Source organism: Cupriavidus sp. 05L411, from assembly GCF_056398045.1.
On record NZ_JBFTOQ010000008.1, the window covers coordinates 75332 to 99242 of the forward strand.

General features: G+C 67.8%; 21 protein-coding genes. 13 read left to right on the forward strand and 8 right to left on the reverse strand.

Going from position 1 to position 23911, the window contains the following annotated elements; translation table 11 throughout:
• Positions 1-80 precede the first annotated feature (80 nt).
• The 7 genes from AC1DQR_RS11645 to AC1DQR_RS11675 all read left to right on the forward strand — a co-directional run bounded on the left by AC1DQR_RS11645 (position 81) and on the right by AC1DQR_RS11675 (position 10503).
• A complete protein-coding gene (locus AC1DQR_RS11645; RefSeq protein ID WP_416049726.1) occupies positions 81-1013 on the forward strand; it encodes a cytochrome C assembly family protein in 933 nt (310 codons plus the stop codon).
• Positions 1014-1020: 7 nt separating this feature from the next.
• On the forward strand, positions 1021-1302 hold the full coding sequence (locus tag AC1DQR_RS11650; RefSeq protein WP_309408670.1) for a PP0621 family protein: 282 nt from the start codon (positions 1021-1023) through the stop codon (positions 1300-1302).
• A complete protein-coding gene (locus AC1DQR_RS11655; protein WP_416049725.1) occupies positions 1299-3392 on the forward strand; it encodes a sensor histidine kinase in 2094 nt (697 codons plus the stop codon). Before AC1DQR_RS11650 ends, AC1DQR_RS11655 begins: the two co-directional genes overlap by 4 nt.
• A gap of 118 nt (positions 3393-3510) precedes the next feature.
• Positions 3511-5181: a sigma-54-dependent transcriptional regulator gene (locus tag AC1DQR_RS11660; RefSeq protein WP_477133058.1), complete on the forward strand. Its 1671-nt coding sequence runs from the start codon at positions 3511-3513 to the stop codon at positions 5179-5181.
• Positions 5174-5794, forward strand: coding sequence for a 1,6-anhydro-N-acetylmuramyl-L-alanine amidase AmpD (gene ampD / locus AC1DQR_RS11665; protein ID WP_477133059.1), 621 nt, complete (start codon positions 5174-5176; stop codon positions 5792-5794). Before AC1DQR_RS11660 ends, ampD begins: the two co-directional genes overlap by 8 nt.
• A 480-nt stretch (positions 5795-6274) precedes the next feature.
• On the forward strand, positions 6275-9217 hold the full coding sequence (locus AC1DQR_RS11670) for a ribonucleoside-diphosphate reductase subunit alpha (RefSeq protein WP_477133060.1): 2943 nt from the start codon (positions 6275-6277) through the stop codon (positions 9215-9217).
• Positions 9218-9300: 83 nt separating this feature from the next.
• Positions 9301-10503: a ribonucleotide-diphosphate reductase subunit beta gene (locus tag AC1DQR_RS11675; protein ID WP_150986839.1), complete on the forward strand. Its 1203-nt coding sequence runs from the start codon at positions 9301-9303 to the stop codon at positions 10501-10503.
• 114 nt (positions 10504-10617) lie between these two features.
• Here the strand turns inward: AC1DQR_RS11675 and AC1DQR_RS11680 are convergent, their stop codons facing one another.
• Together AC1DQR_RS11680 and AC1DQR_RS11685 are read right to left on the reverse strand one after the other, a co-directional pair.
• The gene (locus tag AC1DQR_RS11680) at positions 10618-10944 is read right to left on the reverse strand and encodes a thioredoxin family protein (protein ID WP_416049721.1); all 327 of its coding nucleotides are present in this window, start codon (positions 10942-10944) and stop codon (positions 10618-10620) included.
• 74 nt (positions 10945-11018) lie between these two features.
• Complete coding sequence (locus AC1DQR_RS11685) at positions 11019-11942, reverse strand: DMT family transporter (RefSeq protein ID WP_416049720.1); 924 nt, start codon at positions 11940-11942, stop codon at positions 11019-11021.
• Between the two features lie 124 nt (positions 11943-12066).
• Here AC1DQR_RS11685 and AC1DQR_RS11690 point away from each other — a divergent pair, with 124 nt between their 5' ends.
• Complete coding sequence (locus AC1DQR_RS11690) at positions 12067-12987, forward strand: LysR family transcriptional regulator (protein ID WP_416049719.1); 921 nt, start codon at positions 12067-12069, stop codon at positions 12985-12987.
• An 8-nt stretch (positions 12988-12995) separates the two neighbouring features.
• Here the strand turns inward: AC1DQR_RS11690 and AC1DQR_RS11695 are convergent, their stop codons facing one another.
• Positions 12996-13841: a DUF6597 domain-containing transcriptional factor gene (locus tag AC1DQR_RS11695; protein ID WP_416049718.1), complete on the reverse strand. Its 846-nt coding sequence runs from the start codon at positions 13839-13841 to the stop codon at positions 12996-12998.
• A gap of 79 nt (positions 13842-13920) precedes the next feature.
• Here AC1DQR_RS11695 and AC1DQR_RS11700 point away from each other — a divergent pair, with 79 nt between their 5' ends.
• Positions 13921-14277, forward strand: a complete 357-nt coding sequence (locus AC1DQR_RS11700; RefSeq protein ID WP_416049717.1) for a GFA family protein — start codon at positions 13921-13923, stop codon at positions 14275-14277.
• A gap of 79 nt (positions 14278-14356) precedes the next feature.
• A complete protein-coding gene (locus AC1DQR_RS11705) occupies positions 14357-14983 on the forward strand; it encodes a glutathione S-transferase family protein (protein WP_416049716.1) in 627 nt (208 codons plus the stop codon).
• Between the two features lie 13 nt (positions 14984-14996).
• On the opposite strand, the gene AC1DQR_RS11710 is transcribed toward AC1DQR_RS11705, so the two are convergent.
• Positions 14997-17345, reverse strand: coding sequence for a cytochrome P450 (locus AC1DQR_RS11710; RefSeq protein ID WP_477133061.1), 2349 nt, complete (start codon positions 17343-17345; stop codon positions 14997-14999).
• A gap of 51 nt (positions 17346-17396) precedes the next feature.
• Positions 17397-18380, reverse strand: a complete 984-nt coding sequence (locus tag AC1DQR_RS11715; protein WP_416049714.1) for a Bug family tripartite tricarboxylate transporter substrate binding protein — start codon at positions 18378-18380, stop codon at positions 17397-17399.
• Between the two features lie 220 nt (positions 18381-18600).
• Here AC1DQR_RS11715 and AC1DQR_RS11720 point away from each other — a divergent pair, with 220 nt between their 5' ends.
• Positions 18601-19416, forward strand: a complete 816-nt coding sequence (locus AC1DQR_RS11720; RefSeq protein WP_416049713.1) for an IclR family transcriptional regulator — start codon at positions 18601-18603, stop codon at positions 19414-19416.
• A 42-nt stretch (positions 19417-19458) separates the two neighbouring features.
• Here the strand turns inward: AC1DQR_RS11720 and AC1DQR_RS11725 are convergent, their stop codons facing one another.
• Positions 19459-20358 (reverse strand): recombination-associated protein RdgC, encoded by a 900-nt coding sequence (locus tag AC1DQR_RS11725; RefSeq protein ID WP_043349676.1) that lies wholly within the window; start codon positions 20356-20358, stop codon positions 19459-19461.
• 185 nt (positions 20359-20543) lie between these two features.
• A complete protein-coding gene (locus tag AC1DQR_RS11730; RefSeq protein WP_416049712.1) occupies positions 20544-21122 on the reverse strand; it encodes a BPSL1445 family SYLF domain-containing lipoprotein in 579 nt (192 codons plus the stop codon).
• A gap of 313 nt (positions 21123-21435) precedes the next feature.
• Between AC1DQR_RS11730 and AC1DQR_RS11735 the strand changes: the two genes are divergently transcribed.
• On the forward strand, positions 21436-21834 hold the full coding sequence (locus tag AC1DQR_RS11735) for a hypothetical protein (protein ID WP_477133062.1): 399 nt from the start codon (positions 21436-21438) through the stop codon (positions 21832-21834).
• A 186-nt stretch (positions 21835-22020) separates the two neighbouring features.
• Complete coding sequence (locus AC1DQR_RS11740; RefSeq protein WP_416049710.1) at positions 22021-22269, forward strand: DUF6388 family protein; 249 nt, start codon at positions 22021-22023, stop codon at positions 22267-22269.
• A gap of 5 nt (positions 22270-22274) precedes the next feature.
• On the opposite strand, the gene AC1DQR_RS11745 is transcribed toward AC1DQR_RS11740, so the two are convergent.
• Positions 22275-23903: an MFS transporter gene (locus AC1DQR_RS11745; RefSeq protein ID WP_477133063.1), complete on the reverse strand. Its 1629-nt coding sequence runs from the start codon at positions 23901-23903 to the stop codon at positions 22275-22277.
• Between the last annotated feature and the right edge of the window lie 8 nt (positions 23904-23911).

Genomic DNA, 23911 nt, shown 5'->3' on the forward strand with positions numbered 1-23911 from the left:
TTGATCGAGGCTTGAGGCTGGCTCTTGGCCCGGCTCAAGCGGGGCGCCACCGGGACGGGGCGCTAAGGTAAACTGTGCAAATGGCCATTGTACTGTATGCCTTGACGGCACTTCTCTATTGCGGCCTGGCCTATCACGGCTGGGCGACGCGCAACCCGCAGCTATCGGCTGCCGGCAACGGCGGTGCCATTGGGGGCGCGGCGGCGACCGCGCTGCTGCACGGCGGCGGCGGGGCCGGCGGGCGCGGCGAGGGCCGCCCGGCCTGGTGGCACGCGCTGATGCTGGCCGCGGTGGCCAGCCACGGCCTGCTGCTGCACGAGACCATCTTCCCGGCCGACCGCATGGTGTTCGGCTTTGCCTTTGCGCTGTCGGCCATGCTTTGGCTGGGCGTGGGCATCTACTGGATCGAGAGCTTCTTCTTCTCGCTGGCCGGCCTCGGGCTGATCGTGGTCCCGGTGGCGATGCTCGCGAGCCTGATGCCGCTGGCGTTTCCCGGCGCGCAGATCCTGGGCTACGCGGCGCGGCCGCTGTTCAAGCTGCACTTCATCATTGCCAACGTGGCCTATGGCCTGTTCACGCTGGCGGCCTTCCATGCCTTCCTGATGCTACTGGCCGAGCGCCGCCTGCATGGCTTCAACCGTTCGCCCCAGGTGGGCAAGGCCAGCGAGCCGGCCCAGTGGGTGGGCCGCTGGCTCGACCTGCTGCCGCCGCTGCTGACGCTGGAGAAGCTGCTGTTCCGCCTGATCGGCGCCGGCTTCGTGCTGCTGACGCTGACCATCCTGTCGGGCCTGCTGTTCTCCGAGCAACTGTTCGGCCGGGCCTTCCGGCTCGACCACAAGACCGTGTTCGCGCTGCTGTCGTGGGCGATGTTCGCGGGCATCCTGGCCGGGCGCACCTTCTATGGCTGGCGCGGGCGCACCGCGCTGCGCTGGGTGATTGCGTCCTTCGGCATCCTGCTGCTGGCGTATGTCGGCAGCCGCTTCGTCATCGAAGTCATACTGCACCGAATCTGAGGCCGGCATGGCACGCATCTTCCTTGTCCTGGCTGTCGTGCTGGGTTGTTTCTGGTGGCTTCGCCAGCGCGCCGAGGCGCGCCTGCGGGAGGACCGCGCCGCCCGGCACGGTCCCGCGCAAGGCTCGCCGGTGCGCAACCAGCCTGCTCCCCCGCAGGAAGCCATGGTGCAATGCGCGCGCTGCGGGGTGCATCTGCCGCAGGGCGAAGCGATCGCCTACCGCGGTTTGCACTACTGCCGGCGCGCCCACCTGCCGGCCGATAGCGATCCGGACAGCCCTGCCGCATGAACGGGCCCGCCTCGTTCTGGTCCCGCCTGAATGCCTGGCGCGCCCTTGCGGCGATGTGGCGCCAGCCCGAACCTCCTGAATTCCACTGGCGCTTGCTGCGCTATTTCTGCTGGACCCGGCTGGCGGTAGCCGCGCTGCTGCTGGGCTACGCCTGGCTGCCGGCGCAGCGCGCCGAGGCCGAGCGGGCCGCGCAGGCGCTGGGCAGCGGACTGGGCGGCGGGTTCGGCAGCGGCCTGGCCGCGCTGCCGCTGGCCGTGCCCTATGCCGTGGTGGCGCTGGGGATGGTGGTCGCCACGCTCTGGTGGCGCCGCGGCTTTCACCTGCGGGTGCGCTTCCAGGTGCTGGCCGACCTCGCCCTGCTGGGCCTGATCTTTCACGCGCAGGGCCATCGCGGCGAGGGGCTCGCCATGATCTTCCTGTTGCCCGCGCTGCAGGCCGGCGCGCTTACCAGCTTGCTGTTCGCGCTGTTCACCGCGGCAGCTTCGGCGCTGCTGGTGATGAGTACCCCCTTCGCGCAGACCTTGCTGTTGCGCCAGGCCGACACGGGTTTGCTGGGCTCGGGGCTCTACGGGCTGGTCTTCATGATCGCCGCCTCGCTGATGTACCTGCTGGCCAACCGCCAGCTCGCGCAGGAGCGGCTGGCGCTGGCGCGCGAGCAGGAGCTGCGCCTGCAGCAACTGGTCAACCGCCTGATGGTCAACGACATGCAGGACGGGGTGATGCTGCTGCGCGCCAACGGCGCGGTGGTGGCGGCCAACCCGGCCGCGGTAGTGCTGCTGGGCGTGCAGCCTGCCGAGCGGGGCAAGCCCACGGACACGCCCGCCAACGGGCGCGATGCGCTGTTCGACCTGCGCCAGATTCCCCGCCTGCAGCCGCTGATGGAAATGCTGCGCGACTGGGTGCGCAGCAAGGACGATGCGCCCCGCATCCTGCAATTGCTGCCGCTGCCGTCGCGGCCATCCTCGGGGCGCGGCCCCATCCTGCATACGCGGCTTCGGCTGCGCTTCTTGCTGCCGGGGCTGGCCAGCCTGCGCTCCACCTTCGCGTCCTCGATGTCGGTCTCGCTCAGTGCGCAGAACGCCATGAACACCGGCACCTGGAACGAGCTGTCGCCCGAGGCGGCGGCGCGGCTGCGCCTGGCCATCGCCCAGAGCGAGGCCATGGCCTGGCGCCCGGAGGACGAGGCCTTGCTGCGCAGCGAGATGCGCGACACGGTGCTGGTCCATATCGAAAGCTGGGAGCGCATCGCCGAGCAGGTGCAACAGGAGAAGCTGGCCGCCATGGGGCGCCTGGTGGCCAGCGTGGCACACCAGATCCGCAATCCGCTGGCGGCCATCAGCCAGGCCAGCGAGCTGCTGGCCGAAACCAGCCGCCGGGCCGCGCGCCCGGGCGAGGCGGGGCGCGCGGAGGGCGACGTGGATGCGCGGCTGCTGCGCATCATTCACGACAATGTGCGCCGGCTCGACCAGGTGGTGTCGGACGTGTTGCAGATGTCGCGCCGCCCGCGCACCGAGCGCACCACCGTGGACCTGAACCAGGCGCTGCCGGAGATCGTCGGCCGCTGGCGGCTGGAGATGCGCGCCCGCTCCGCCAGCCATGACCCGGTCGGCGCGCGGCGCGTGCCGCGTCCGGCCGAAATCAACGCCAATGCCATCCGGCTGACGGTGGACGTGGCGCGCCCGGTCATCTTCGATGCCTCGCAGCTGCAGCAGGTGCTTGGCAACCTGCTCGACAACGCCTGGCGCTATTGCAGCCGCCTGCCCGGGGCGATCCGCCTGCTGGCCCATGCGCTGGACCAGCACCATGCCGAGCTGATCGTCTGGAACGATGGCGTCGAGGTCTCGCGCGAGCACCAGCGCACCTTGTTCGAGCCCTTCTTTACCAGCAACGCCCAGGGCACCGGCCTCGGGCTGTTCATGGCGCGCGAGCTATGCGGCGCCAACGACGCCCAAGTGCGCTACGGCACCATTTCGATCGACGCGCTGCTGGCGCAGACCGGCATGCTGGCGCCGGCTGCACGCGATACACTGCCGGCCAAGGCTTTTGTCCTGACCTTGCGCATCGAAGCGCCGGACAGCACGGGTGGCTGAGCCGAGCCGGCATGCCCGGCCACCCGATCAGCCCCTCGTTCAGTCGCCGCTCCGACCCCCTTTCGCCATTTCGCCATTTCGCCATTTCGTCACTTCGCCAGATCGCCAGACGCAGACCATGCCCCTCAAGACGCCAGGCCCTGACCCGATTCTCGTCATCGACGACGAGGCCGACCTGCGAGAACTGCTCGATATTTCGATCCGCCGCATGGGCCACGATGTGGTGCTGGCCGGCTCGCTGGCCGAGGCACGCCAGCAGCTCGCCGCGCGCCGCTATAGCCTGGTCCTGACCGACATGCGGCTGGGCGACGGGCTTGGCATCGATATCGTGCGCCAGCTCTCTAGCGCGCCGGAGCGGGTGCCGGTGGCCGTGATCACCGCCTACGGCAGCGCTGACAACGCCGTGGAGGCGCTCAAGGCGGGCGCCTTCGACTACATCGCCAAGCCGGTCTCGCTGGACCAGTTGCGCAGCCTGATCCTGAATGCGCTGGGGCGCCAGCAGCGTGACGACGCCGAGGGTGCCGAGGGCGGTGACGGCGGCAGCGGGGCGCACGAAACCGTGGACCGCGCCGTCAACCTGCTTCCCGGCCATTCCCCGGCCATGCACGAGGTGCGCCGCTCGCTCTCGCGGCTGGCGCGCAGCATGGCGCCGATCGTCATCAGCGGCGAGTCCGGCAGTGGCAAGGAGCGCGCGGCGCGTGCCATCCACGCGGTCAGCGCGCGCGCGGCGCATCCCTTTATCGCGGTCAATTGCGGCGCCATCCCCGAGACCCTGATGGAGTCGGAGTTCTTTGGCCATGTGAAGGGCGCCTTCACCGGGGCCGACGCCGAGCGCCGCGGCTTCTTCCAGGCTGCCAATGGCGGCACGCTGCTGCTCGACGAGGTGGCGGACCTGCCGCTGGCGATGCAGGTCAAGCTGCTGCGCGTGCTGCAGGAGCGGCGCGTGCGCAAGATCGGCGCGAGCCGCGAGGAGAGCGTGGACGTGCGGGTGCTGTGTGCCAGCCACAAGGATCTTTCCGCGATGGTCGCCTCCGGCCAGTTCCGCCAGGACCTGTTCTACCGCCTCAACGTGCTGGCGCTGCGCATGCCCACGCTGCGCGAGCGGCGCGAGGATATCCCGGTGCTGGCCAGCGCCATCCTGGAGCACCTGGCGGTGCGCTATGGCGATCCCCATCCCAAGCGGCTGGCGGCGGCCGCGCTGCAGCGGCTGTCCAACTATCCGTTCCCGGGCAATGTGCGCGAGCTGGAGAACCTGCTCGAGCGCGCCTATGCCTTCGCCGAGGGCAATACCATCGAGGTGGACGACCTGGGCCAGATGGATGCGGGCATGGGCCATTCGGCCATGCCACGCCCGCCCGCGCCGTACGCCTACCTGGCTTCGGCGGCTGCGCCGGCATCGTCCGGCTTGCGGCCCGACACCACGCAGGAGCTTGCGTACGACGCGCGCGCCGAATCCCGGGGCGGCGGGCAGCCCGATCTGTTTGCGCAACCCGCAGCGCCTCGCGCCGCGGAGGCGGCCGCAGACGCTTGCCGTGCCACCTTCCCGATCGATTTGCCCGGCCGGCTCGAAGCGCTCGAGCGAGACCTGATCCTGCAGGCGCTGCAGCAGACCGGCTTCAACCGGACCGCCGCCGCGCCGCTGCTGGGCCTGAGCTTTCGCCAGCTGCGCTACCGCATCCAGCAGCTTGGCATCCGCGAGGGCCGCGACGACCCGGCCGACGGTGCCGCCGAAACCAGCGAGGCGCTGCGCGACGGGCTGCTGGCGGCGGATGGAGATCGCGATGCCTGACCACGACCAGGCCGCCAAGCTTGCGCCGAACTCGCCATTCGTCCCCGACCCGGCGGGCTGGGTGCCCGCGGCGCGCCAGGTGCCGTCACCTAATTTCGACGCCCGGCCCGCGCACATGCCGGTGGACCTGGTGGTGATCCACAACATCAGCCTGCCGCCCGGGCAGTTCGGCAGCGGTGATATCGAAGCCTTCTTCCTGAACCGTCTCGACCCGTCCCGCCATCCGTTTTTCGAGACGATCCATCAAGTGCGGGTGTCGGCGCATTTCCTGGTGGCGCGAGGGGGCGAGCTGGTCCAGTTCGTGTCCTGCCTGGACCGCGCCTGGCACGCCGGCCAGTCCGAGTTCTTCGGCCGGCCGCGTTGCAACGACTTTTCCATCGGCATCGAGATTGAAGGCAGCGACGACCAGCCGTTCACGTTGGCCCAATACCACACCACCGCGGCGCTGGTGCGTGCCCTGCTAGGCACCTATCCGGTGCGGGCCGTGGCGGGGCACAGCGATATCGCGCCGGGGCGCAAGACGGATCCGGGGCCACATTTCGACTGGGCGGCCTTTGCCGCCGCAGCCGGCGTGGCGCCCGCACAATTGCCCTACCGCAAAGAACGGCCCTGAGGCAAGGGCAACAAGCCAGGTCTAGGGGATAGCCGCGATCTGGGGAAAACCCTGATAAAGTCCGCGGCTATCGAAGAGGTCAGGTCAATCAAAAAAATTTCGCGTCACGGTGCGGTAACGAACCGTCGGGCGGATTCCCTTGCGTCTCTTGGGCTAGCGGGTATGGCGCAGCGCCGCATGCCATGCCGGCACTGGAATTCGCGCCAAAAAGGCGCTTGTCAAGACTGGTGAATCCGCCCCGTTTCACTATACTTAGTCCAGTTTTTCGCATCGACCACTAGATCTAGTGGTGCTTTCGGGGAGCCGGCCTAGGTGTGCAGTTACCGCCGCAGGGCCGGCGCATCACAAGAGTCCCAGCAGAATCCAGCAATCGCAGCGCGCCCCCCCGGGTAAGACCGGCCGGCGTGTCTGAGCCTTTTTGCGCATTTTGCCCGGGACTCTTTGTCACTCATAAAACACGGGTCAGAACAGGAGTTCCTCATGCAGACAACCCAGAACGAAATCTCCACCGGCGCAGCTGGCGCCGGTGCAGCAGCGAACGCGCAGTCGAGCCCCGCTACTGCCGCCGCTGGCAGCTACCAGGATTACAAGATCATCCGACGTAACGGCGCCGTCGTGGCGTTCGAGCCGAGCAAGATCTCGGTTGCGGTGACCAAGGCCTTCCTCGCCGTCAACGGCGGGCAGGGCGCCGCTTCGGCGCGTGTGCGCGAAGTGGTCGAGCAAGTGACCCAGAATGTGGTCCGCGCGCTGCTGCGCAGCCGCCCCAACGGCGGCACCTTCCATATCGAAGACGTGCAGGATCACGTCGAGCTCGCGCTGATGCGCTCGGGCGAGCATGAAGTGGCTCGCGCCTACGTGCTGTACCGCGAGAAGCGCACCCAGGAACGCGCCCAGGCAAACGCCCAGGCGGTGGCCCGCGTGCAGGAAGGCGGCGCCACGTTCAACGTGACCGATGCGGGCGTGGCCCGCGTGCTGGACCTGGGCGCGCTGCATGGCCTGATCGACAACGCCTGCTCGGGCCTTGGCGATGCCGTCAGCGCCGAGCCGATCCTCAAGGAAACGCTGAAGAACCTGTACGACGGCGTGCCGATGACCCAGGTCTACGACTCCGCCATCCTGGCCGCGCGTACCCTGATCGAGAAGGACCCGGCCTACAGCCAGGTCACCGCGCGTATCCTGCTGCACACCATCCGCAAGGAGATCCTGGGCGCCGAAGTGACCCAGACCGAGATGGTGTCGCGCTACGCCGACTACTTCCCCAAGTTCATCGCGCGCGGCATCGAAGCCGAGCTGCTGGACGAGAAGCTGGCCACCTATGACCTGGTCCGCCTGGGCGCGGCACTGGACGCCCAGCGCGACTTCCAGTTCAACTACCTGGGCCTGCAGACCCTGTACGACCGCTACTTCCTGCACATCGACGAGACCCGCATCGAAATGCCGCAGGCATTCTTCATGCGCGTGGCGATGGGCCTGGCGCTGGGTGAGAAGGACCGCGAAGCCCGTGCCATCGAGTTCTACCAGCTGCTGTCGTCGTTCGACTTCATGTCGTCCACGCCGACCCTGTTCAACTCGGGCACCCGCCGCTCGCAGCTGTCGTCGTGCTACCTGACCACCGTGTCGGACGACCTGGAAGGCATCTACGAGGCGCTGAAGGAAAACGCGCTGCTGTCGAAGTTCGCCGGCGGTCTCGGCAACGACTGGACCAATGTGCGCGCCCTCGGCTCGCACATCAAGGGCACCAACGGCAAGTCGCAAGGCGTGGTGCCGTTCCTGAAGGTGGTGAACGACACCGCCGTGGCGGTCAATCAGGGCGGCAAGCGCAAGGGCGCGGTCTGCGCCTACCTGGAAACCTGGCACCTGGACATCGAGGAATTCCTCGAGCTGCGCAAGAACACCGGCGACGATCGCCGCCGCACCCACGACATGAACACGGCGAACTGGATTCCCGACCTGTTCATGAAGCGCGTGATGGAAGCCGGCGAATGGACCCTGTTCTCGCCCGCCACCTGCCCGGACCTGCACGACCTGGTCGGCAAGGCATTCGAAGAAGCCTACCTGGGCTACGAAGCCAAGGCCGCCCGCGGCGAGCTCAAGCTGTTCAAGAAGATCCCCGCCATGCAGCTGTGGCGCAAGATGCTGGGCATGCTGTTCGAAACCGGCCATCCCTGGATCACTTTCAAGGATCCGTGCAACATCCGCAGCCCGCAGCAGCACGTGGGCGTGGTGCACAGCTCCAACCTGTGCACGGAAATCACGCTCAACACCAACGACAGCGAGATCGCCGTTTGCAACCTGGGTTCGGTGAACCTGGTCGCCCACCTGAAGCAACAGGCCGACGGCACTCAGGTGCTCGATCACGCCAAGCTCGAGAAGACCATCCGCACCGCGATGCGCATGCTCGACAACGTGATCGACATCAACTACTACGCGGTCGAGAAGGCACGCAACTCCAACCTGCGCCATCGCCCGGTCGGCATGGGCATCATGGGCTTCCAGGACTGCCTGCACATGCTGCGCCTGCCGTACGCCAGCGACGCCGCGGTGCAGTTCGCCGACACCTCGATGGAAGCGGTGTGCTACTACGCCTACCGCGCCTCCAGCGAGCTGGCGGAAGAACGCGGGCGCTACAGCACCTATGAAGGCTCGCTGTGGGATCGTGGCATCCTGCCGCAGGACTCGCTCAAGCTGCTGGCCGAAGAACGCGGCGGCTACCTGGAAGTGGATCATTCCTCGACCATGGACTGGGACAGCCTGCGCGCGCGCATCAAGCAGCACGGCATGCGCAACTCGAACTGCATCGCGATCGCGCCGACGGCAACGATCTCGAACATCATCGGCGTGTCGGCCTGCATCGAACCGACCTTCCAGAACCTGTACGTCAAGTCCAACCTGTCGGGCGAGTTCACGGTGGTCAACGACTACCTGGTGCGCGACCTGAAGGCACGCGGCCTGTGGGACGAAGTCATGGTCGCCGACCTGAAGTACTTCGACGGCAAGCTGGCCCGCATCGACCGCATTCCGCAAGACCTGCGCGACATCTACGCGACGGCCTTCGAAGTCGAGCCGAGCTGGCTGGTGGAAGCCGCCAGCCGCCGCCAGAAGTGGATCGACCAGGCACAGTCGCTCAACATCTACATGGCCGGCGCCTCGGGCAAGAAGCTGGACGACACCTACAAGCTGGCCTGGCTGCGCGGCCTGAAGACCACGTACTACCTGCGCACGATGGCAGCCACCCACGTGGAGAAGTCCACCGTGTCGCGCGGCTCGCTCAACGCCGTGTCGTCGGGTAGCGACGGCGGCATCAGCGCCGCCGGCATCGACCAGGCCGCCGCCTCCGCACCGGCCATGCCGGAAGCCGAAGGCGCGGTCTGCACGATGCGCCCGGGCGATGCCGGTTTCGACGAGTGCGAAGCCTGCCAGTAAGTCATTACCTGCCCTGATCCTCGCCGCGCCGCTTGCGCGGCGAGGACAGCGGCAAACCAAAGCATTCCACGGAGAACCACACCATGCTGAGCTGGGACGACGACGTTCAAGCCACCCCGCAGGCTGCCCCGCAGCCCGCGCCGAATCCCACCGCCACGCCTGCTGCCGCACGCTCTGTTGACCAGCACGGCGTGCTGCCGCCGGCCGCCACGCAGCCGGCCGGCACGGGTATCCTCGGCAACCTGCCGGCGTCCGACGCGCCGACGGACCGCCGCGTGAACGCCGCCGACAAGCGCGTCATCAATGGCTCGACCGACGTCAACCAGCTGGTGCCGTTCAAGTACAAATGGGCCTGGGAAAAATACCTGGCCGGCTGCGCCAACCACTGGATGCCGCAGGAAATCAACATGTCGCGCGACATCGCGCTGTGGAAGGACCCGAACGGCCTGACCGAAGACGAGCGCCGCGTGATCAAGCGCAACCTCGGCTTCTTCGTGACCGCCGACTCGCTGGCAGCCAACAACATCGTGCTGGGCACCTACCGCCAGATCACCGCGCCGGAATGCCGCCAGTACCTGCTGCGCCAGGCCTTTGAAGAAGCGATCCACACGCACGCCTACCAGTACATCGTGGAGTCGCTCGGCCTCAATGAAGCCGAGATCTTCAATGCGTACCACGAAGTGCAGTCGATCCGCGACAAGGATGAGTTCCTGATCCCGTTCATCGACACGCTGACCGACCCGGCCTTCAAGACCGGCACGCCGGAGAACGACCAGAAGCTGCTCAAGTCGCTGATCGTGTTCGCCTGCATCATGGAAGGCCTGTTCTTCTACGTGGGCTTCACGCAGATCCTGGCCATGGGCCGCCAGAACAAGATGACCGGCGCCGCCGAGCAGTACCAGTACATCCTGCGCGACGAGTCCCTGCACTGCAATTTCGGCATCGACCTGATCAACCAGATCAAGCTCGAGAATCCGCACCTGTGGACCGCCGAGTTCAAGGAAGAGATCACCGCGCTGTTCAAGAAGGCCGTGGACCTCGAATACCGCTACGCCGAGGACACCATGCCGCGCGGCGTGCTGGGCCTGAACGCACCGATGTTCAAGGGCTACCTGCGCTTCATCTGCAACCGCCGCTGCCAGCAGATCGGCCTGGAGCAGCTGTTCCCGAACGAGGAAAACCCGTTCCCGTGGATGAGCGAGATGATCGACCTGAAGAAGGAACGCAACTTCTTCGAGACGCGCGTCATCGAGTATCAGACCGGTGGGGCGTTGTCCTGGGATTGAGTTCTTCCGCCGAGCGGTGAATGCCGCCACGCAGAAAGAAAAAAGCTCCTTCGGGAGCTTTTTTTGCGCTTGCATAAGGGATCAGGGATCAGGGATCAGCCGTGCGGGCCAGCATCAGCCCGCAATCCGTCTCAACGCTTCCTCGATCGCCCGCGTCTCGCTCGGCCGCACCAAGCGCGCCACCTCCACGCCGTCGCGCATGAACACCAGCGTGGGCCATAGCTTGACCCGGAACGAGCGGCCGAGCGGCTTGCCGCTGCCGTCCTCGACCTTGATGTGGGCGACTTCCGGATAGCTGGCCATGGCGCTGGCCAGGTGGGGCTGCGCCCGCATGCAGTAGCCACACCAGGGCGCGCCGAACTCGATCACGGCCGGGCCTTTGATGGCGTCGATTTCGGCCCGGGCCGGCTCGCGCAGGCCATACACATCGGTCATCGTCATGGGGAATCCTCTCGCCTGTCCAAATGGGCATGCACGGATTGTATGACCGCGGCGGGCTGCAACGGATCCTGTTATCAGGCCTGCGAGCCCTGCGGTATCTCGGGGGTTGCAGGCTTGCCCCAGCGCACCGTGGCCAGCAACGATGCCGCCACGATCAGCCCGCCGCCGGCCCACGCCGTGGCGGAGATACTCTCTGCCAGCCACAGGCTGGCGAACAACGCGCCGAAGGCGGGCTCGCTGCCCATCAGCAGCGCCACCCGGGTGGGGCTGCTGCGCCGGATGGCGTAGTTCTGAGCGAAGAAGGCGAATAGCGTGCAGGCGGCGACCAGCCACAGCACGCAGCCCCAGAACGCAGCGTGGCCGGAGAACGACGGCAGGGGCTGCCACTGCGCGGGCACCAGCGCCAGTGCCACGGCCGCGCTGCCGACGGCGACCACGCCGGATTGCACCGCCGTCATCGTCAGCGCCGGCATGGACCGGCCCTGCACCAGCCGCTTGGTCGCGCAGACCATCAGCGCGCGCAGTACGGCGGCAGCAAGGATCAGTCCGTCGCCAAGGTTGAAGCCCAGTTCGCCGTGGCCCGCCAGCAGCCACGCGCCTAGCAGGGAGAGCGCCACCGCCGCCCATTCAATGCGGCTTGGGCGGCGCTTGAGCAGCAGCCACTCCGCCAGCGGCGTCAGCACCACGCACAGGCTGATCAGGAAGGCGGCGTTGGCGGCGCGCGTTAGCAGCACGCCGAAGGTTTCGCACAGGAAGATGCCGAGCAGCAGCACACCGGTGCCCAGCACCCCGCGCAGGGTGGCGGCGTCGGTGCGGCGCAGCCCGGCCAGCGTGGGCGAGAGCACCACGAAGGTGATGCCAAAGCGTAGCGTCAGCAGGCCGAGCACCGGGTAGAAGACCAGTGCGCTCTTGACGATGCCGTAGCTGCTGCCCCAGACCACGGCGACCGCGAGCAGCATCAGGTCGGACAGAAGTAACAGGTTTTTTGGCGCGGACATGGCGGGCCTTGTGCATTCGGTCCTGCATTGTGCCGCTTTGCATCCACGGTGATAATCGGGTCGGAATGCAAAGCCTTTATGCTGCGTATGCATTAATCCGCCTCTGTCCGCCGCGAGCCGCCTCATGAACCAAGCTGATCTCTTTGCCTTGCTGCCCGACATGGCGGTGTTCGCGCGCGTGGTCGACGCGGGCAATTTTTCTGTTGCCGCGCGCCAGCTTGGCAGCACACCGTCCACCGTCAGCCGCCAGATCAAGCGCCTGGAGGAGGCACTGGCCACACGCTTGCTGGAGCGCTCGACCCGCAAGGTGCGCATGACGGAATCGGGTGCCGAGGTGTACCGCTATTGCCGCGACGTGGTGAGCGCTGCGGCGGGGGCGATGGACGCCGCCGGCCATGTGGTGGGCCGGCCGCAGGGCAGGGTCAGCGTCAGCGCGCCGACCGCATTTGCCAAGACGGTGATCCATCCGCTGGTACCGGCTTTCCTGCGGGCTTATCCGGAAGTGGACCTGCAGTTGCTGTTTACCGACCACGAGACCGATCCCCTTGCGGACGACCTCGACCTGGTGATCCGGCTGACCGAACACCCGCCGCCCGGCTTGGCCGGGCGGCGCCTGGGCGCGGTGCGCTGGGTGCTGTGCGCCTCGCCCGCCTATCTGCGCGCGCGCGGCACGCCGGCGCAGCCGCGCGATCTCGCGCAGCACGATTGCCTGTACCTGGGGGAAACCGCCGACGACAACCGCTGGCGCTTGCGTCGCGACACCGAGACGCAGACCGTGACGGTGAGCGGGCGCTATGTCGCCAACCACGCCGGCGCGCGGCTGGAAGCGGCGCAGCAGGATCTTGGCATCGCCAGCCTGCCCGAGTTCACCGCGGCCCTTGCCTTGCAAGCCGGCGAACTGGTGCAGGTGTTGCCAGACTGGGAATTGCAGGCACGCGCCTACGTGGGGACGGTGTGGCTGCTCTATCCGCCCAACCGCTTTCTGCCGCCCAAGGTGCGGGCGTTGATCGATTACCTGGCCGCGCACGTCGGCAGCGCGGGCTGACTTGCCGCTCAGCGTGCGCCGGCCGGCCCCTGCTGCGAGCGCTGGTAGTCGCCCGGGGATACGCCCACCAGCCTGGTGAAATCTCGCGTCAGGTGGGCCTGGTCGAAGTAGCCGAGCTCGGCGGCGAGCTGCGCCAGCCCGACCGGCTCGCCGCGCGCAAGCCGCCATGCGGCCTCTTGCAGGCGGTAGCGGCGCAGCACCCACTTGGGCGATACGCCCACGTAGTCCTGGAACAGCCGTTGCAAGGCGCGCACGCCCATGCCGGCATGCTGCGCCAGCGACTCCACGCTGGCGGGGCCATCGGCGCTGGCGGCATGCGCGACGATGGCCTGCAGTTGATCCACGACGGGGTCAGGCGGTGGCAGGGCGCCGCCCAACAGCGCTTCGGCGGCGCGCACCATGGCTTCGTCGCCGCCGGCATCCAGCACCAGCGTTTCGGCCCGGTGTGCGTCGCATGACAGCAGCGCGCGCGCCGGCCGCGTGGTGTCGGTCAGCGCGCAGACAGGCTCGTCCAGCAAGGGGCGCAGGCCGCCTACGCGAAAGCGCACGCCGAGCACGTGGCCAGCGCCTTCCAGCGTGCGGTCGAACACGCCGCGCACCACGCCGAAGAGCGCTGTCTGGCCGCGGTCGAATACCAGGTTGGCGTTCGGATAGGGCAGCACGCGCTGCACCTGCGGCGGGTGTCCCGCCAGGTCCCATTCGACGATCCAGTAATGTTCGACAAAGGGTGCCAGCGCCGCCGACGGCAGATAACGGCCGAGGCGGATGCGCTGTTGCGTGCCGAGCGGGTCGACAATGCCTTTGGGCGCAGCGGTGACGGGCGCGTGCGTGTCGCGTTTTTCCAATCGGGGCATGGGGATATCGGTGTAAAACTACGGGCTGCGGCAGACACGCAAGATGCGCAAGATGAACGAAATTCTATCGGAGACCACCATGACCGTAACCCATTACACCGGCGGCTGCCATTGCGGCGCCGTGCGCTACGCAGTGGACGTCGACCTGGCCGGCGCCATCGAGTGCAATTGCTCGCTGTGCAGCAAGCGCGGCTTCATCTGGTCGTTCACACCGGCAGATAGATTCACGCTGACCGAAGGTGCGCAGGCCACGCGCACCTACAAGTTCAACAAGCATGTGATCGACCATCGCTTCTGCGAAACCTGCGGCGTGGAGGCCTACGCGCTGGGCAGCATGCCGGACGGCTCGGCCGTGGCGGCGATCAATGTGCGGTGCCTCGATGGCGTCGACCTGGCGCAGATCCAACCTAAGAAAGTCGACGGCGCCAGCGCTTGATCCGCGATGGCTCGCTTCACAGCGCCCGTCGCCGCGCCCCTCGCCCTGAGTTGCACGGTTTTCCCCCGGAGCCAATGCCATGCCCCAGCCCGAACTGATCCTGTTCCATTCGCCCAATACGCGTTCCACCAGCGCGCTGATCCTGCTTGAGGAACTCGGCGTGCCGTATCGTCTCCACCCGCTCAACATGAAGGCCGGCGAGCAGCGCGAGCCGGCTTACCTGGCCATCAATCCGATGGGCAAGGTGCCGGCCATCCGCTATGGCGATGCGCTGGTGACGGAGCAGGCAGCCGTGTTCATCTTCCTGGCCGACCTGTTCCCGCAGGCCAGGCTGGCGCCCGCGCTGACCGATCCGCTGCGCGGGCCTTACCTGCGCTGGATGGTGTTCCACGGTTCCTGCTTCGAGCCGGCGCTGGTGGACCACTCGCAGCAGCGCGAGACGCCGCGCGCGATGTGCCCTTACGGCGATTACGACACCACCATCGGCACGCTGCTGGGCCAGCTGGAAAAGGGCCCCTACCTGCTGGGCGACACCTTCACCGCGGCCGACGTGCTGTGGGGCACCGTGCTGACCTGGACCACCATGTTCAAGCTGGTCGAAGCGACGCCGGTGGTGCAGGCCTATATCGACCGCATCAACGCGCGCCCGGCGGTGGCGCGGGCGCGTGCCATCGATGCGAAGCTGGCGGCAGAGCAGGGCGGCTGAGCGAGCGCCGCGCTTATAGCTCCAGCACGATCCGCTGGCATTTCGCGCGCGAGCAGCAGGCCATCATCTTGGTGTTGGCCTCGCGCTCCGCGCGCGTGAGCACCACGTCGCGGTGGTCGATATCGCCGGCCAGCACGCGCACCTCGCAGGAGCCGCACAGGCCTTCCTCGCAATCGCTCTGCATGTCGATGTTGGCGGCGCGCAGCGCGGCCAGCAGCGTCTGGCCCGGGGCGACCGCGACGACGATGCCGGAGTCCCTCAGCTCGGCTTCGAACGCGTGCTCCTGGCCGGGGTCCAGCGTGGCCAGCGCCGATTCGAAATGTTCGATGCGCAGCGCATCGCCGGGCCAGCCGGCGCACTGTTCCTGCAGTGCTGCCAGCATGCGCGCGGGGCCGCAGGCATAGATCTGCGTATCCGCCTGGGGCTGCCTGAGCAGGCTGGCGAAATCGTTGCGCTGGCCTTCATCCTTGGCGTAGACATGCAGGCGGTCGCCGTGCAGCGCGATGAGCTCGTCGAGCAGCGCCATGGACGCACGCGAGCGCCCGCTGTAGTGCAAGGCGTAGTCCATGCCGAGCGCCTTCGCGCGCCGCGCCATGGCGCTGACGGGCGTGATGCCGATGCCCCCGGCGATCAGGATCAGCTTGCCCGCGGCCTCATCCAGCCGGAAGTGGTTGCGCGGGCCGCGGATCTTCAGCCGGTCGCCGGCCTTGACGCTGTCATGCACCCAAGCGGAGCCGCCACGGCCTTGCGCTTCGCGCAGCACGGCGATCTCCAGCGCGCCGCTGTCGTCCGGGTCGCCGCATAGCGAGTATTGCCGCGACAGTCCGGTGCCTGCGCATTCCACGTCGATGTGCGAGCCCGGCGCCCAGCGCGGCATCGGCTTGCCATCGGGCGATACCAGCCGCAGCCGCACGATGCCCTCGGCCGCCCGGGTCGCGCTGGCCACCACCACCGGCCGGCTGATTGCATGCCCCAACGGCTCGCCAATGCGCACCGGCACTTGTACCTCCAGCAACGCGGGGTTGGCGCGCTCGGGGTTTTGCTTCGGGTCCCATTCCACCCACACGTGCTCGGGCCCGCGGAACGAGGTGTTCGGCACGTAGCTGAATCGCTGCTCTGCCAGGCGCATATGGGGCAGGCGCCGCGTGAGTTCCTCCAGGAAGACCTGCATTTCCATGCGCGCCAGGTTCTTGCCCATGCACTGGTGCGAGCCGTAGCCGAAGGTGAGCTGGTCGCTGGCGTTCTCGCGGCGGATGTCGAAGAGATCCGCATCGGCGAAGTGCCGCTCGTCGTGGTTGGCCGAGGACGTCACGATCAGCAGCTTGGCGCCGGCGGGAATGCCGACGCCGCCTACCTGCACGTCGCGCGTGGCCAGGCGCCGCCAGGCCGCCACCGAGCCGTTGTGCCGCAGGCATTCCTCTACCGCGTTCGGGATCAGGCCCGGGTCTTCGCAGATCTCCTGCCAGGCGCGTGGATGCTGCAGCAGCAGCTTCATGGCATTGGCCGTGGCGTTGGCCGTGGTTTCATGCGCGGCGACAATGCCGGCCATCATCATCGAGTGCAGGTAGGAGTCGGTGACGATCTCCGGATACTCCACCTGCTTGCGGATGCCATAGCGCATCCAGCCCGGGCCGGACGGGTCCTGCCGCATCTTGTCGAGGATCTTGCCCGCCAGCTGCCAGAAGTTGCCTACGGCATGTGCGACTTCGACCTGTTCCTCCGGCCTGGGCCGGCCCCAGGTATTGACGGTATGCGCGATGGAGTATTTGCGCAGCAGGTCCATGTCTTCCTCGGGCACGCCGAGAAAATGCAGCGCCACGGTCAGCGGCACTTCCCACAGCATCTGGTCGACCAGGTCGGCGCGGCCGTCGTTGACAAAGCGGTCGACATACTCGCGCGCGAGCTTGCGCACCATGGGCTCGTGATGCTTGAGTTCCTCGGGCGTAAACGGCGCCATCAGCACGCGGCGGCGTGGCATGTGCGCTGGCTCGTCTTCGTTGACCAGCGTGCGGTTCATGGCGTAGCCGTAGGACGCCAGCACGGCGTTGGCCTCCGGCCCCGTCGGCGTGATCTTTTCCAGCGCGATGGAGGGGCTGAAGGTAAGGTTGTCGCGGAAGATCGCCTTGATGTCGTCGTAGCGCGTCACCACCCAGTAGCCCAGCTTGGGGCTGTAGAAGACCGGCTCCTGCTCGCGCGCCCAGCGCACGTACTCGGGCGGGTCCTGCTGGTAGCCATCCTCGAAGGGATCGAAGCTGGCCGCGCCCGGGCTGACCGGGCAGCCGGTGGGCGAGCGCTGCGCCGTCAGCAAGCGATGGTCAACGGGACATCCCGAGGCGTGTGGATTAGGGGTGGCGTTGGCCATGCTTGTTGCTCCGTGTTCTCGTTTGCGGGGGGCGGGTGCGGTGCGCCGCGGTTACTCCAGCGTGATCTTCAGGTCGCGGATCAGCTTGTGCCAGCGCGTGGTCTCGCTGCGCAGCAGTTCGGCGTATTGCGCGGGCGTGTTGCCGACCGGTTCCACGCCGAAGTCCACCAGCCGCTTGTTCACGCCCGGGTCCTTGATCGCGGCCACCACCTGCTTGTTCAGCGTGGCGACGATTTCCGGCGGCGTGGCGGCCGGCACCACCATGCCCACCAGCGCGGCGGCCTCCACGTTTTTGTAGCCTGCCTCGGCAAAGGTCGGCACGTCCGGCAACTGGGGCAGGCGGGTCGGGTTGGCCACGGCCAGCGCCTTGACCTTGCCGCCCTTGATGAAACCCGCGCCCGCGGCCAGGTCGACCATCATGGCCGGGACCTGGCCGCCGGCCACGTCGGCCAGCGCGGGCGCCGCGCCGCGATAGGGCGCGTGGACCATGTTCAGCCCTGCCTCCACCTTGAGCAGCTCCATGGCGAGATGGTGCGGGCTGCCGGCACCGGCCGAGGCGTAGTCGATGCCGCCCGGCTTGGATTTGGCGCGGGCGACGAACTCCTGCACGGTGTTGACGTTCATGCCCGGCCCCACCACCAGGATCATCGGAAAGCGGCCCAGCAAGGTGACGGGCGCCAAGTCCTTGACCGGGTTGTAGGAAAGCGTTTTGTACAGCGCCGGGTTGAACACCAGCGTGCCGTTGTCCGCCGACAGCACCGTGTAGCCGTCTGCCGGCGCGCGTGCGGTTTCCGCTGCGCCGATCGCGGTATTGCCACCCGGCTTGTTGTCCACCAGCACGGGCTGGCCAAGCCGGGTCGAAAGGGCCTGGCCGATGGAGCGCGCCAGGAAGTCCGAGCCGCCGCCGGCGGCGTACGGCACGATCCAGCGCACCGGCTTGGCGGGGTAGGCCGGCTCGGCGGCAGCGGTGGCCGCCAGCATGGGGATGGCGGCCAGGCCAAGGCCTGTGGCGATGCATTTGCGAATGGTGATCATCTTGTCTCCTGTTCCCGTCTGGGTGCCGGTCGAGGCGTGGCGCGGCCCGGCGTTGTTATGCGTAAATGATATACGCATTGCGTAATATGGCGATGCGGGTTAACGTGGGTTTGATGCCGCCGCAACATGCACAGCACTAGAATCTCCGCCCATGAAGACAAGACTCAACCCAAGTACCTCACGTACCTCAGGCACCTCAGGCGATCCCGCTGATCCCGCCATGCCCGCTGAACCGCCGGCGCGCGAGCGCCGCCAGCGCGTGCAATCGGCGCAGACCGGCATGACGGTGCTCAAGGGCCTGGCCAACCTCGGCGGGCGCGCCAGCCTGACCGCGCTGGCCGCGCATATCGGCGAGAGCCCGGCCAAGGTGCACCGCTACCTGGCCAGCCTGATCGACGAAGGGCTGGTGGCGCAGGCGTCGGCATCGCAGCAGTATTTTCTGGGCGTGGAGGCCATGCTGATTGGCCTGGCAGCGATGCGGCAGGTCGATCCGATCCGGATCGCCGAGCCGTCGCTGGTCCGCCTGCGCGAGAGCCTGGACGTGACCTGCTTTGTGGCGGTGATGGGCAACAAGGGCCCGACCATCGTGCGCTTCGAGGAGCCGGGGCTGCCCGTGACGGTCAATGTGCGGGTGGGTTCGGTGATGCCGATGCTGTGGTCGGCCACGGGCCGCGCGCTGCTGGGCTTGCTGGACGAGCCGCGGGTGCGGGCGATGGCGGAAGAAGAACTCGCGGCGGCGCCGGCGGACCTGCGCGCGCAGCTGGATCGCGATGACCCCATCGGCGTGCTGCGCAGCGAAGTGCAAGCCGCCGGGTGCGCGGTGGTGCGCGATACCAACCTGAAGGGCATCAGCGCCGTGGCGGCGCCGCTGTATGACTACACGGGCCGCATCTGCGCGGTGCTCACCGCGCTGGGTGCCACCGGCGGCTTCGATGCGTCGATGAATGGGCCCATCGCCGTGGCCGTGCGCCATGAGGCACAGGTCGCCAGCAGGTTGCTGGGCTACGGCGCGGCGCCGCCGGGCGGCGGCGCCTGAATCCAGGTTGAACTGGCCTGGGCGGCCCGCTGACGCGCTGGCTTACAGCTTGCGTTCGCCGCCGAGCGCGGCGGTCAGGTCTGACAGCAGGTTGGCCAGTTCGCCGGCCATCATGGTGAAGTCGCCGTCGAAGCGTTCTTCGTCGTCGCGGGCGCTCGGGTCTGCCTGCTCCTTGATCACGTCCAGCGGGGCCACGCGCTTGATGGTCAGCGACTCGGTGAGCACGAAGGACACACGGTCGTTCCAGGTCATCGCCAGGCGCGTGCAGCGCTTGCCGGCGGCAATGTGGCGGCGCAGGTCCTCGGCATCCAGCGGATGGCGCACATAACGCACCGTGGCCTTGCTCTCGGCGCTGGATTGCAGCTCCATTTCCTGGTCGAGGGTGAAGCCGGCCGGGGCGGTGTCGGTGGCCAGCCAGTCGGTCATGGCGGTGACCGGCGACTGGTTCACATGCAGGTTGTCCAGCGGCAGCGGGTCGATGGCCTTGAACAGCAGGCCGCGCACTTCATCGGCCTTGGCCGGGGCGGCGGCGTCGATGGCGAGCCAGCCGTTGACCGGGTCGATCCACACGCGGGTGTCGCGCCGGATGCTGAACGCGCGTGGCAGCAGTTCTTCGGTGACCTGCTCCTTGAGCTCGCGCATCTGCTTGCGGCCCGGCTTGAAGCCTTGCTGCTCTTCCAGCTCCACGGCGCGGGCCTTGGTGACCTGGTTGACCACGGTGGACGGCAGCAGCTTTTTTTCGGTGCGCATGGTCAGCAGCAACTGCTTGCCGACCTGGTGGACGAGCGCGCCGTTGTCACGCGGCGAGGCCCAGCCCTGGGTTTGCATCTCCAGGCTGGTGCCAGGGAAAAATGCGTGGCGCGCCAGGCATTCCTCGACCTCTTCGGCGGCGAGGGACCACGGTGCGGACAGACGGTGCAGCTGGAGATTCTTGAACCACATGTGAATTCGGCCAAAGGGACGGATTCTAGCCGGTTAGCGTGGCGCATGCGGTAACAATGCGTGAGGGAGTCTGGCTGGTGTGGCGGCGCCGTGGCAGCAGGGCCGGAAAAAGTCAGGGGCCGGGCTGCCTTCGCAACCCGGCCCCCCGCATACGGGCCGGCGCCAGGCCGGCACGCCGCGTGGCCTCAGAGGTCGAGCTTGCTGATCTTCGAGCCTTCCAGGCTCACGCCGGCCATCAGGCCCGCGTTGGTGACCACGAAGCCAACGACGGGCTGCTGGGCGGTATTGGTGTCGAGGGTGCCATTGGCGCCAATCTTGGCCAGCGCCACGGTAGCGTCCACGCCGGCGGTCCAGCCGCTGCTGGCAACGAACTTGTCGAATGCATCCTGCGTAATGAACATCAGGATGACGGCCTTGGACTGTGCCCCGAACTGAAAACCGAATGAGCCCGTGATGAGACGGTAATAGCCACGGTTGGCGTTGCCCGCGCGCAGTGCGCCATCGCCATATTCGCCGCCCACGAAGAAGCCGGCCGAGAGGACGTTGGGGAAGACCAGGATGCCGCGCGCGCGGTTGGCGAGTTCGCGCGAGCCCTTCGCCGTCTCGTACAGCTTGTTGAGCGTACCATCCACGCCGCCATCGATCTCGCGGCGCTTGGCGGCCTTGTCGGTAGGTGCATTGGGTGTGGTCGTACACGCGCCCAGCAGGCCCGAACTTGCCACCACCAGTCCAGCCCCTACCGTCAGAAACGATCTGCGTTCCATGCTCACTCTCCTGATTGTTTTACCTCTCACTGCACCGGATACCCCGGAGCCACTCTACGCACGTCACATTAAGGATAGGCGTAATCGGCACTTGTAGAAACGTGAAATCGTGTGGCCAGCCGGGTCATGGGGTTTTCCCCGAATGCCGATGGACCTCTCCCCGCTTCTGTAAAAGATACAAAGTGCGCGCGCTGAATGCTGTAGGACGGGGGCTGCATTTTTGAGCGTGCCTGTCCTACACGGCGGCCGCGACTTTGTCGAGCGCATTCCCGGCAGTCCAGGAACCCCGGCGTGCGCCGCAGGTCCATGCAAGATGAAATCCGTTCTCGCTCTCATCCCCGTTACGCTGCTGGCAGCAGCCTGCGCCTCGCGCGCGCCCGCCGATCCGCAAGCCGTCAGTGAAGCCAACGAGCAGTGGCAGTCGCTGCGTGCTGCCTATACCACTTGCGCCAAGGAGCAGACCGATGCCGGCATGGCCAGCAGCGCCTCTGCGCAGGATCTCACCAGCGCGGCGCTCAAGGCGTGCCGGCCCCGGCTCGACGCCATGCACACGGCGTTTCGCGATTACCTGGATGCGCAGATGGTGTCCTCGCATGGGCGCGATGGCGCGCGCCAGGCCGCTGACCGGGTGCGCCAGGATACCGAAGCCAAGACCCGCAACTACCTGGTCCGCTACGTCGAGCGGGAGCGCTATACCGCCAAGGCGCAATAACGCGGCGAGGCCTGCGCTTGCGTTCCGATTGCACCGCGGTTGCGCTGCGGTTGCGCTGCGGTTGGGGGCTCCGGCACGGCTGTGGTGTAATGCGCGGGCGCCGGCGTGCATTCCTGCCTCGTACCTGCTCACCAGGCCGTCGCGCCCCACCCACCTTGCACCCACCTTATTGCGGTCCCTTTCCCGATGACTCTTTCCCCCGAACGCTTGCAACTTGCCCATGAGCGTTTTCTCGCCGACAACCCCGAAGTGGTGGCGCTGCTCAAGTTCATCACCCCGCGCCACGCGCACGCAGTCGGCATGAGCGTGGAAGCCTTCCAGCTCTCGGAGCTGGAGCGCGCCATCGGCCGCGAAGCCAGGCTCCGGCGTCTCACCGCCGAGGAGCTGCTGCTGGTGTACCTGGGCGAGCGCGCGGCGCCGGCGCCGCGGCGCTAGATGCGCTAGCCGCCGGCATTCCCGGTGCCGGTCTTGCCGTGCGCCGGGCTCAGGAACGCCCAGGCGCATGCTGCCCCGCCGGCAGCCAGCAGCGCCGACAGCAGCATGATCCAGCGAAAGCCTGCCACGAAGGCGCTGTCCACCGCCCGCCGGACGGCCGCTTTTACCTGCGGGTCCGTGGCCGCCGGCAGCGCGATGGCGGCGAGTTTCGCACGTTGCGCCTGCACGGACCGCGCCACCTGCGCCGACACCGCGCCGCTGGCCACCGACTGGCCAAGCGCGCGGTCCAGCCGGTAGTCGAACACGCGCACCATCACGATCCCCAGCATGGCAATCGCCAGCAGCGTGGCCACGCGTGCCGCCGCATTGTTGATGCCGGACGCCGTGCCGGCCGAGCCCAGCGGCACCGCGTTCATGACGGTGGTGGTCAGCGGCGCCACGCTGATCGTCATGCCCGCGCCAAGCACCAGCACCGCGGGAAAGAAGGTCAGCCAGTAGCTGCCGCCGCTGGCGGCGGCACCGGGCAATGCAAACAGCGCAAAACCCGCTGCCGCTACCAGCGGGCCCACGATCAGCGGCTTGCGTGCGCCATGCCGGTCCACCAGCCCGCCGGCCCAGCCGGACAGCAGGAACATCAGCAGGATGAACGGCAGCAGGGCGGCGCCGGCCTGCGTCGACGAATAGCCCTGCACCTGGATCAGGTTGAGCGGGAAGAAGAACAGGCCGCCGCCCAGCGCCGCGTAAAGCAGCAAGGTGAGCAGGTTGGCGCCCAGGAAAGCGCGCGAGCGGAACAGCGCGGGTGGCATCACCGGGTTGGCCACGCGGGCCTCCGCCAGCACGAACAGCCCGAGCGCAACGAGGCCGGCGGCAAACGGCATCCACACGGCTGGGTGGCTCCAGCCCCGCGCCGATGAGTCGATCAGGCCGTAGACCACGCCACCCAGCCCCAATGCTGCGAGCAGGCTGCCGGGCCAGTCGAGTCCACCGGGATGCCGCGGTGCGCGGCTTTCCGGCACGCGCCAGAACACGATGGCCAGCACCGCTGCTGCCAGCGGCAGGTTGACCAGGAAGGCCGCGCGCCACGACAGATGCTCGATCAGCCAGCCGCCCACCACGGGCCCGAGCGCGGTGGTCATGGCGGTGGCGCCGGACCAGGTGCCGATGGCCTTGCCACGCCGGCTCGCATCGAACGAGGCCGACAGCAACGCCAGACTGCCCGGCACCAGCAACGCCGCGCCCACGCCCTGCGCGGCCCGCGCGGCGACCAGGTGGCCGATGTTGCCGGCCAGGCCGCACCAGGCCGAGCTGGCTGCGAAAATCGCCACGCCCAGCGCAAACACGCGACGGCGCCCGAAGCGGTCACCGCAGGCGCCGCCCACCAGCAGCAAGGCCGCCAGCAGCAACGCATAGGCTTCCACCGCCCACTGCATGCCGCCCAGGCTCGCGTCGAAATCCTTTTGCAGCGCGGGCAGGGCCACGTTGACCACGGTGCCATCGATGAAGGCCATGCTGGACGCCAGGATGGTGGCGGCCAGCACCCACGGTTCGTCGGCCCTGGCGCAGGGTGGCCCGCCAGGGGCGGCCCGCAGCGTGGCGTCGTCGCACGGGCCCTGGGCCAGCGGCGTGGTGGGCATGTTCAGCG

Bases quoted from the DNA above. Each gene is read 5' to 3' on its own strand.
- AC1DQR_RS11645 (WP_416049726.1), top strand. From the start codon at position 81: ATGGCCATTGTACTGTATGCCTTGACGGCACTTCTCTATTGCGGCCTG.
- AC1DQR_RS11650 (WP_309408670.1), top strand. From the start codon at position 1,021: ATGGCACGCATCTTCCTTGTCCTGGCTGTCGTGCTGGGTTGTTTCTGG.
- AC1DQR_RS11655 (WP_416049725.1), top strand. From the start codon at position 1,299: ATGAACGGGCCCGCCTCGTTCTGGTCCCGCCTGAATGCCTGGCGCGCC.
- AC1DQR_RS11660 (WP_477133058.1), top strand. From the start codon at position 3,511: ATGCCCCTCAAGACGCCAGGCCCTGACCCGATTCTCGTCATCGACGAC.
- ampD (WP_477133059.1), top strand. From the start codon at position 5,174: ATGCCTGACCACGACCAGGCCGCCAAGCTTGCGCCGAACTCGCCATTC.
- AC1DQR_RS11670 (WP_477133060.1), top strand. From the start codon at position 6,275: ATGCAGACAACCCAGAACGAAATCTCCACCGGCGCAGCTGGCGCCGGT.
- AC1DQR_RS11675 (WP_150986839.1), top strand. From the start codon at position 9,301: ATGCTGAGCTGGGACGACGACGTTCAAGCCACCCCGCAGGCTGCCCCG.
- AC1DQR_RS11680 (WP_416049721.1), bottom strand. From the start codon at position 10,944: ATGACGATGACCGATGTGTATGGCCTGCGCGAGCCGGCCCGGGCCGAA.
- AC1DQR_RS11685 (WP_416049720.1), bottom strand. From the start codon at position 11,942: ATGTCCGCGCCAAAAAACCTGTTACTTCTGTCCGACCTGATGCTGCTC.
- AC1DQR_RS11690 (WP_416049719.1), top strand. From the start codon at position 12,067: ATGAACCAAGCTGATCTCTTTGCCTTGCTGCCCGACATGGCGGTGTTC.
- AC1DQR_RS11695 (WP_416049718.1), bottom strand. From the start codon at position 13,841: ATGCCCCGATTGGAAAAACGCGACACGCACGCGCCCGTCACCGCTGCG.
- AC1DQR_RS11700 (WP_416049717.1), top strand. From the start codon at position 13,921: ATGACCGTAACCCATTACACCGGCGGCTGCCATTGCGGCGCCGTGCGC.
- AC1DQR_RS11705 (WP_416049716.1), top strand. From the start codon at position 14,357: ATGCCCCAGCCCGAACTGATCCTGTTCCATTCGCCCAATACGCGTTCC.
- AC1DQR_RS11710 (WP_477133061.1), bottom strand. From the start codon at position 17,345: ATGGCCAACGCCACCCCTAATCCACACGCCTCGGGATGTCCCGTTGAC.
- AC1DQR_RS11715 (WP_416049714.1), bottom strand. From the start codon at position 18,380: ATGATCACCATTCGCAAATGCATCGCCACAGGCCTTGGCCTGGCCGCC.
- AC1DQR_RS11720 (WP_416049713.1), top strand. From the start codon at position 18,601: ATGCCCGCTGAACCGCCGGCGCGCGAGCGCCGCCAGCGCGTGCAATCG.
- AC1DQR_RS11725 (WP_043349676.1), bottom strand. From the start codon at position 20,358: ATGTGGTTCAAGAATCTCCAGCTGCACCGTCTGTCCGCACCGTGGTCC.
- AC1DQR_RS11730 (WP_416049712.1), bottom strand. From the start codon at position 21,122: ATGGAACGCAGATCGTTTCTGACGGTAGGGGCTGGACTGGTGGTGGCA.
- AC1DQR_RS11735 (WP_477133062.1), top strand. From the start codon at position 21,436: ATGAAATCCGTTCTCGCTCTCATCCCCGTTACGCTGCTGGCAGCAGCC.
- AC1DQR_RS11740 (WP_416049710.1), top strand. From the start codon at position 22,021: ATGACTCTTTCCCCCGAACGCTTGCAACTTGCCCATGAGCGTTTTCTC.
- AC1DQR_RS11745 (WP_477133063.1), bottom strand. From the start codon at position 23,903: ATGCCCACCACGCCGCTGGCCCAGGGCCCGTGCGACGACGCCACGCTG.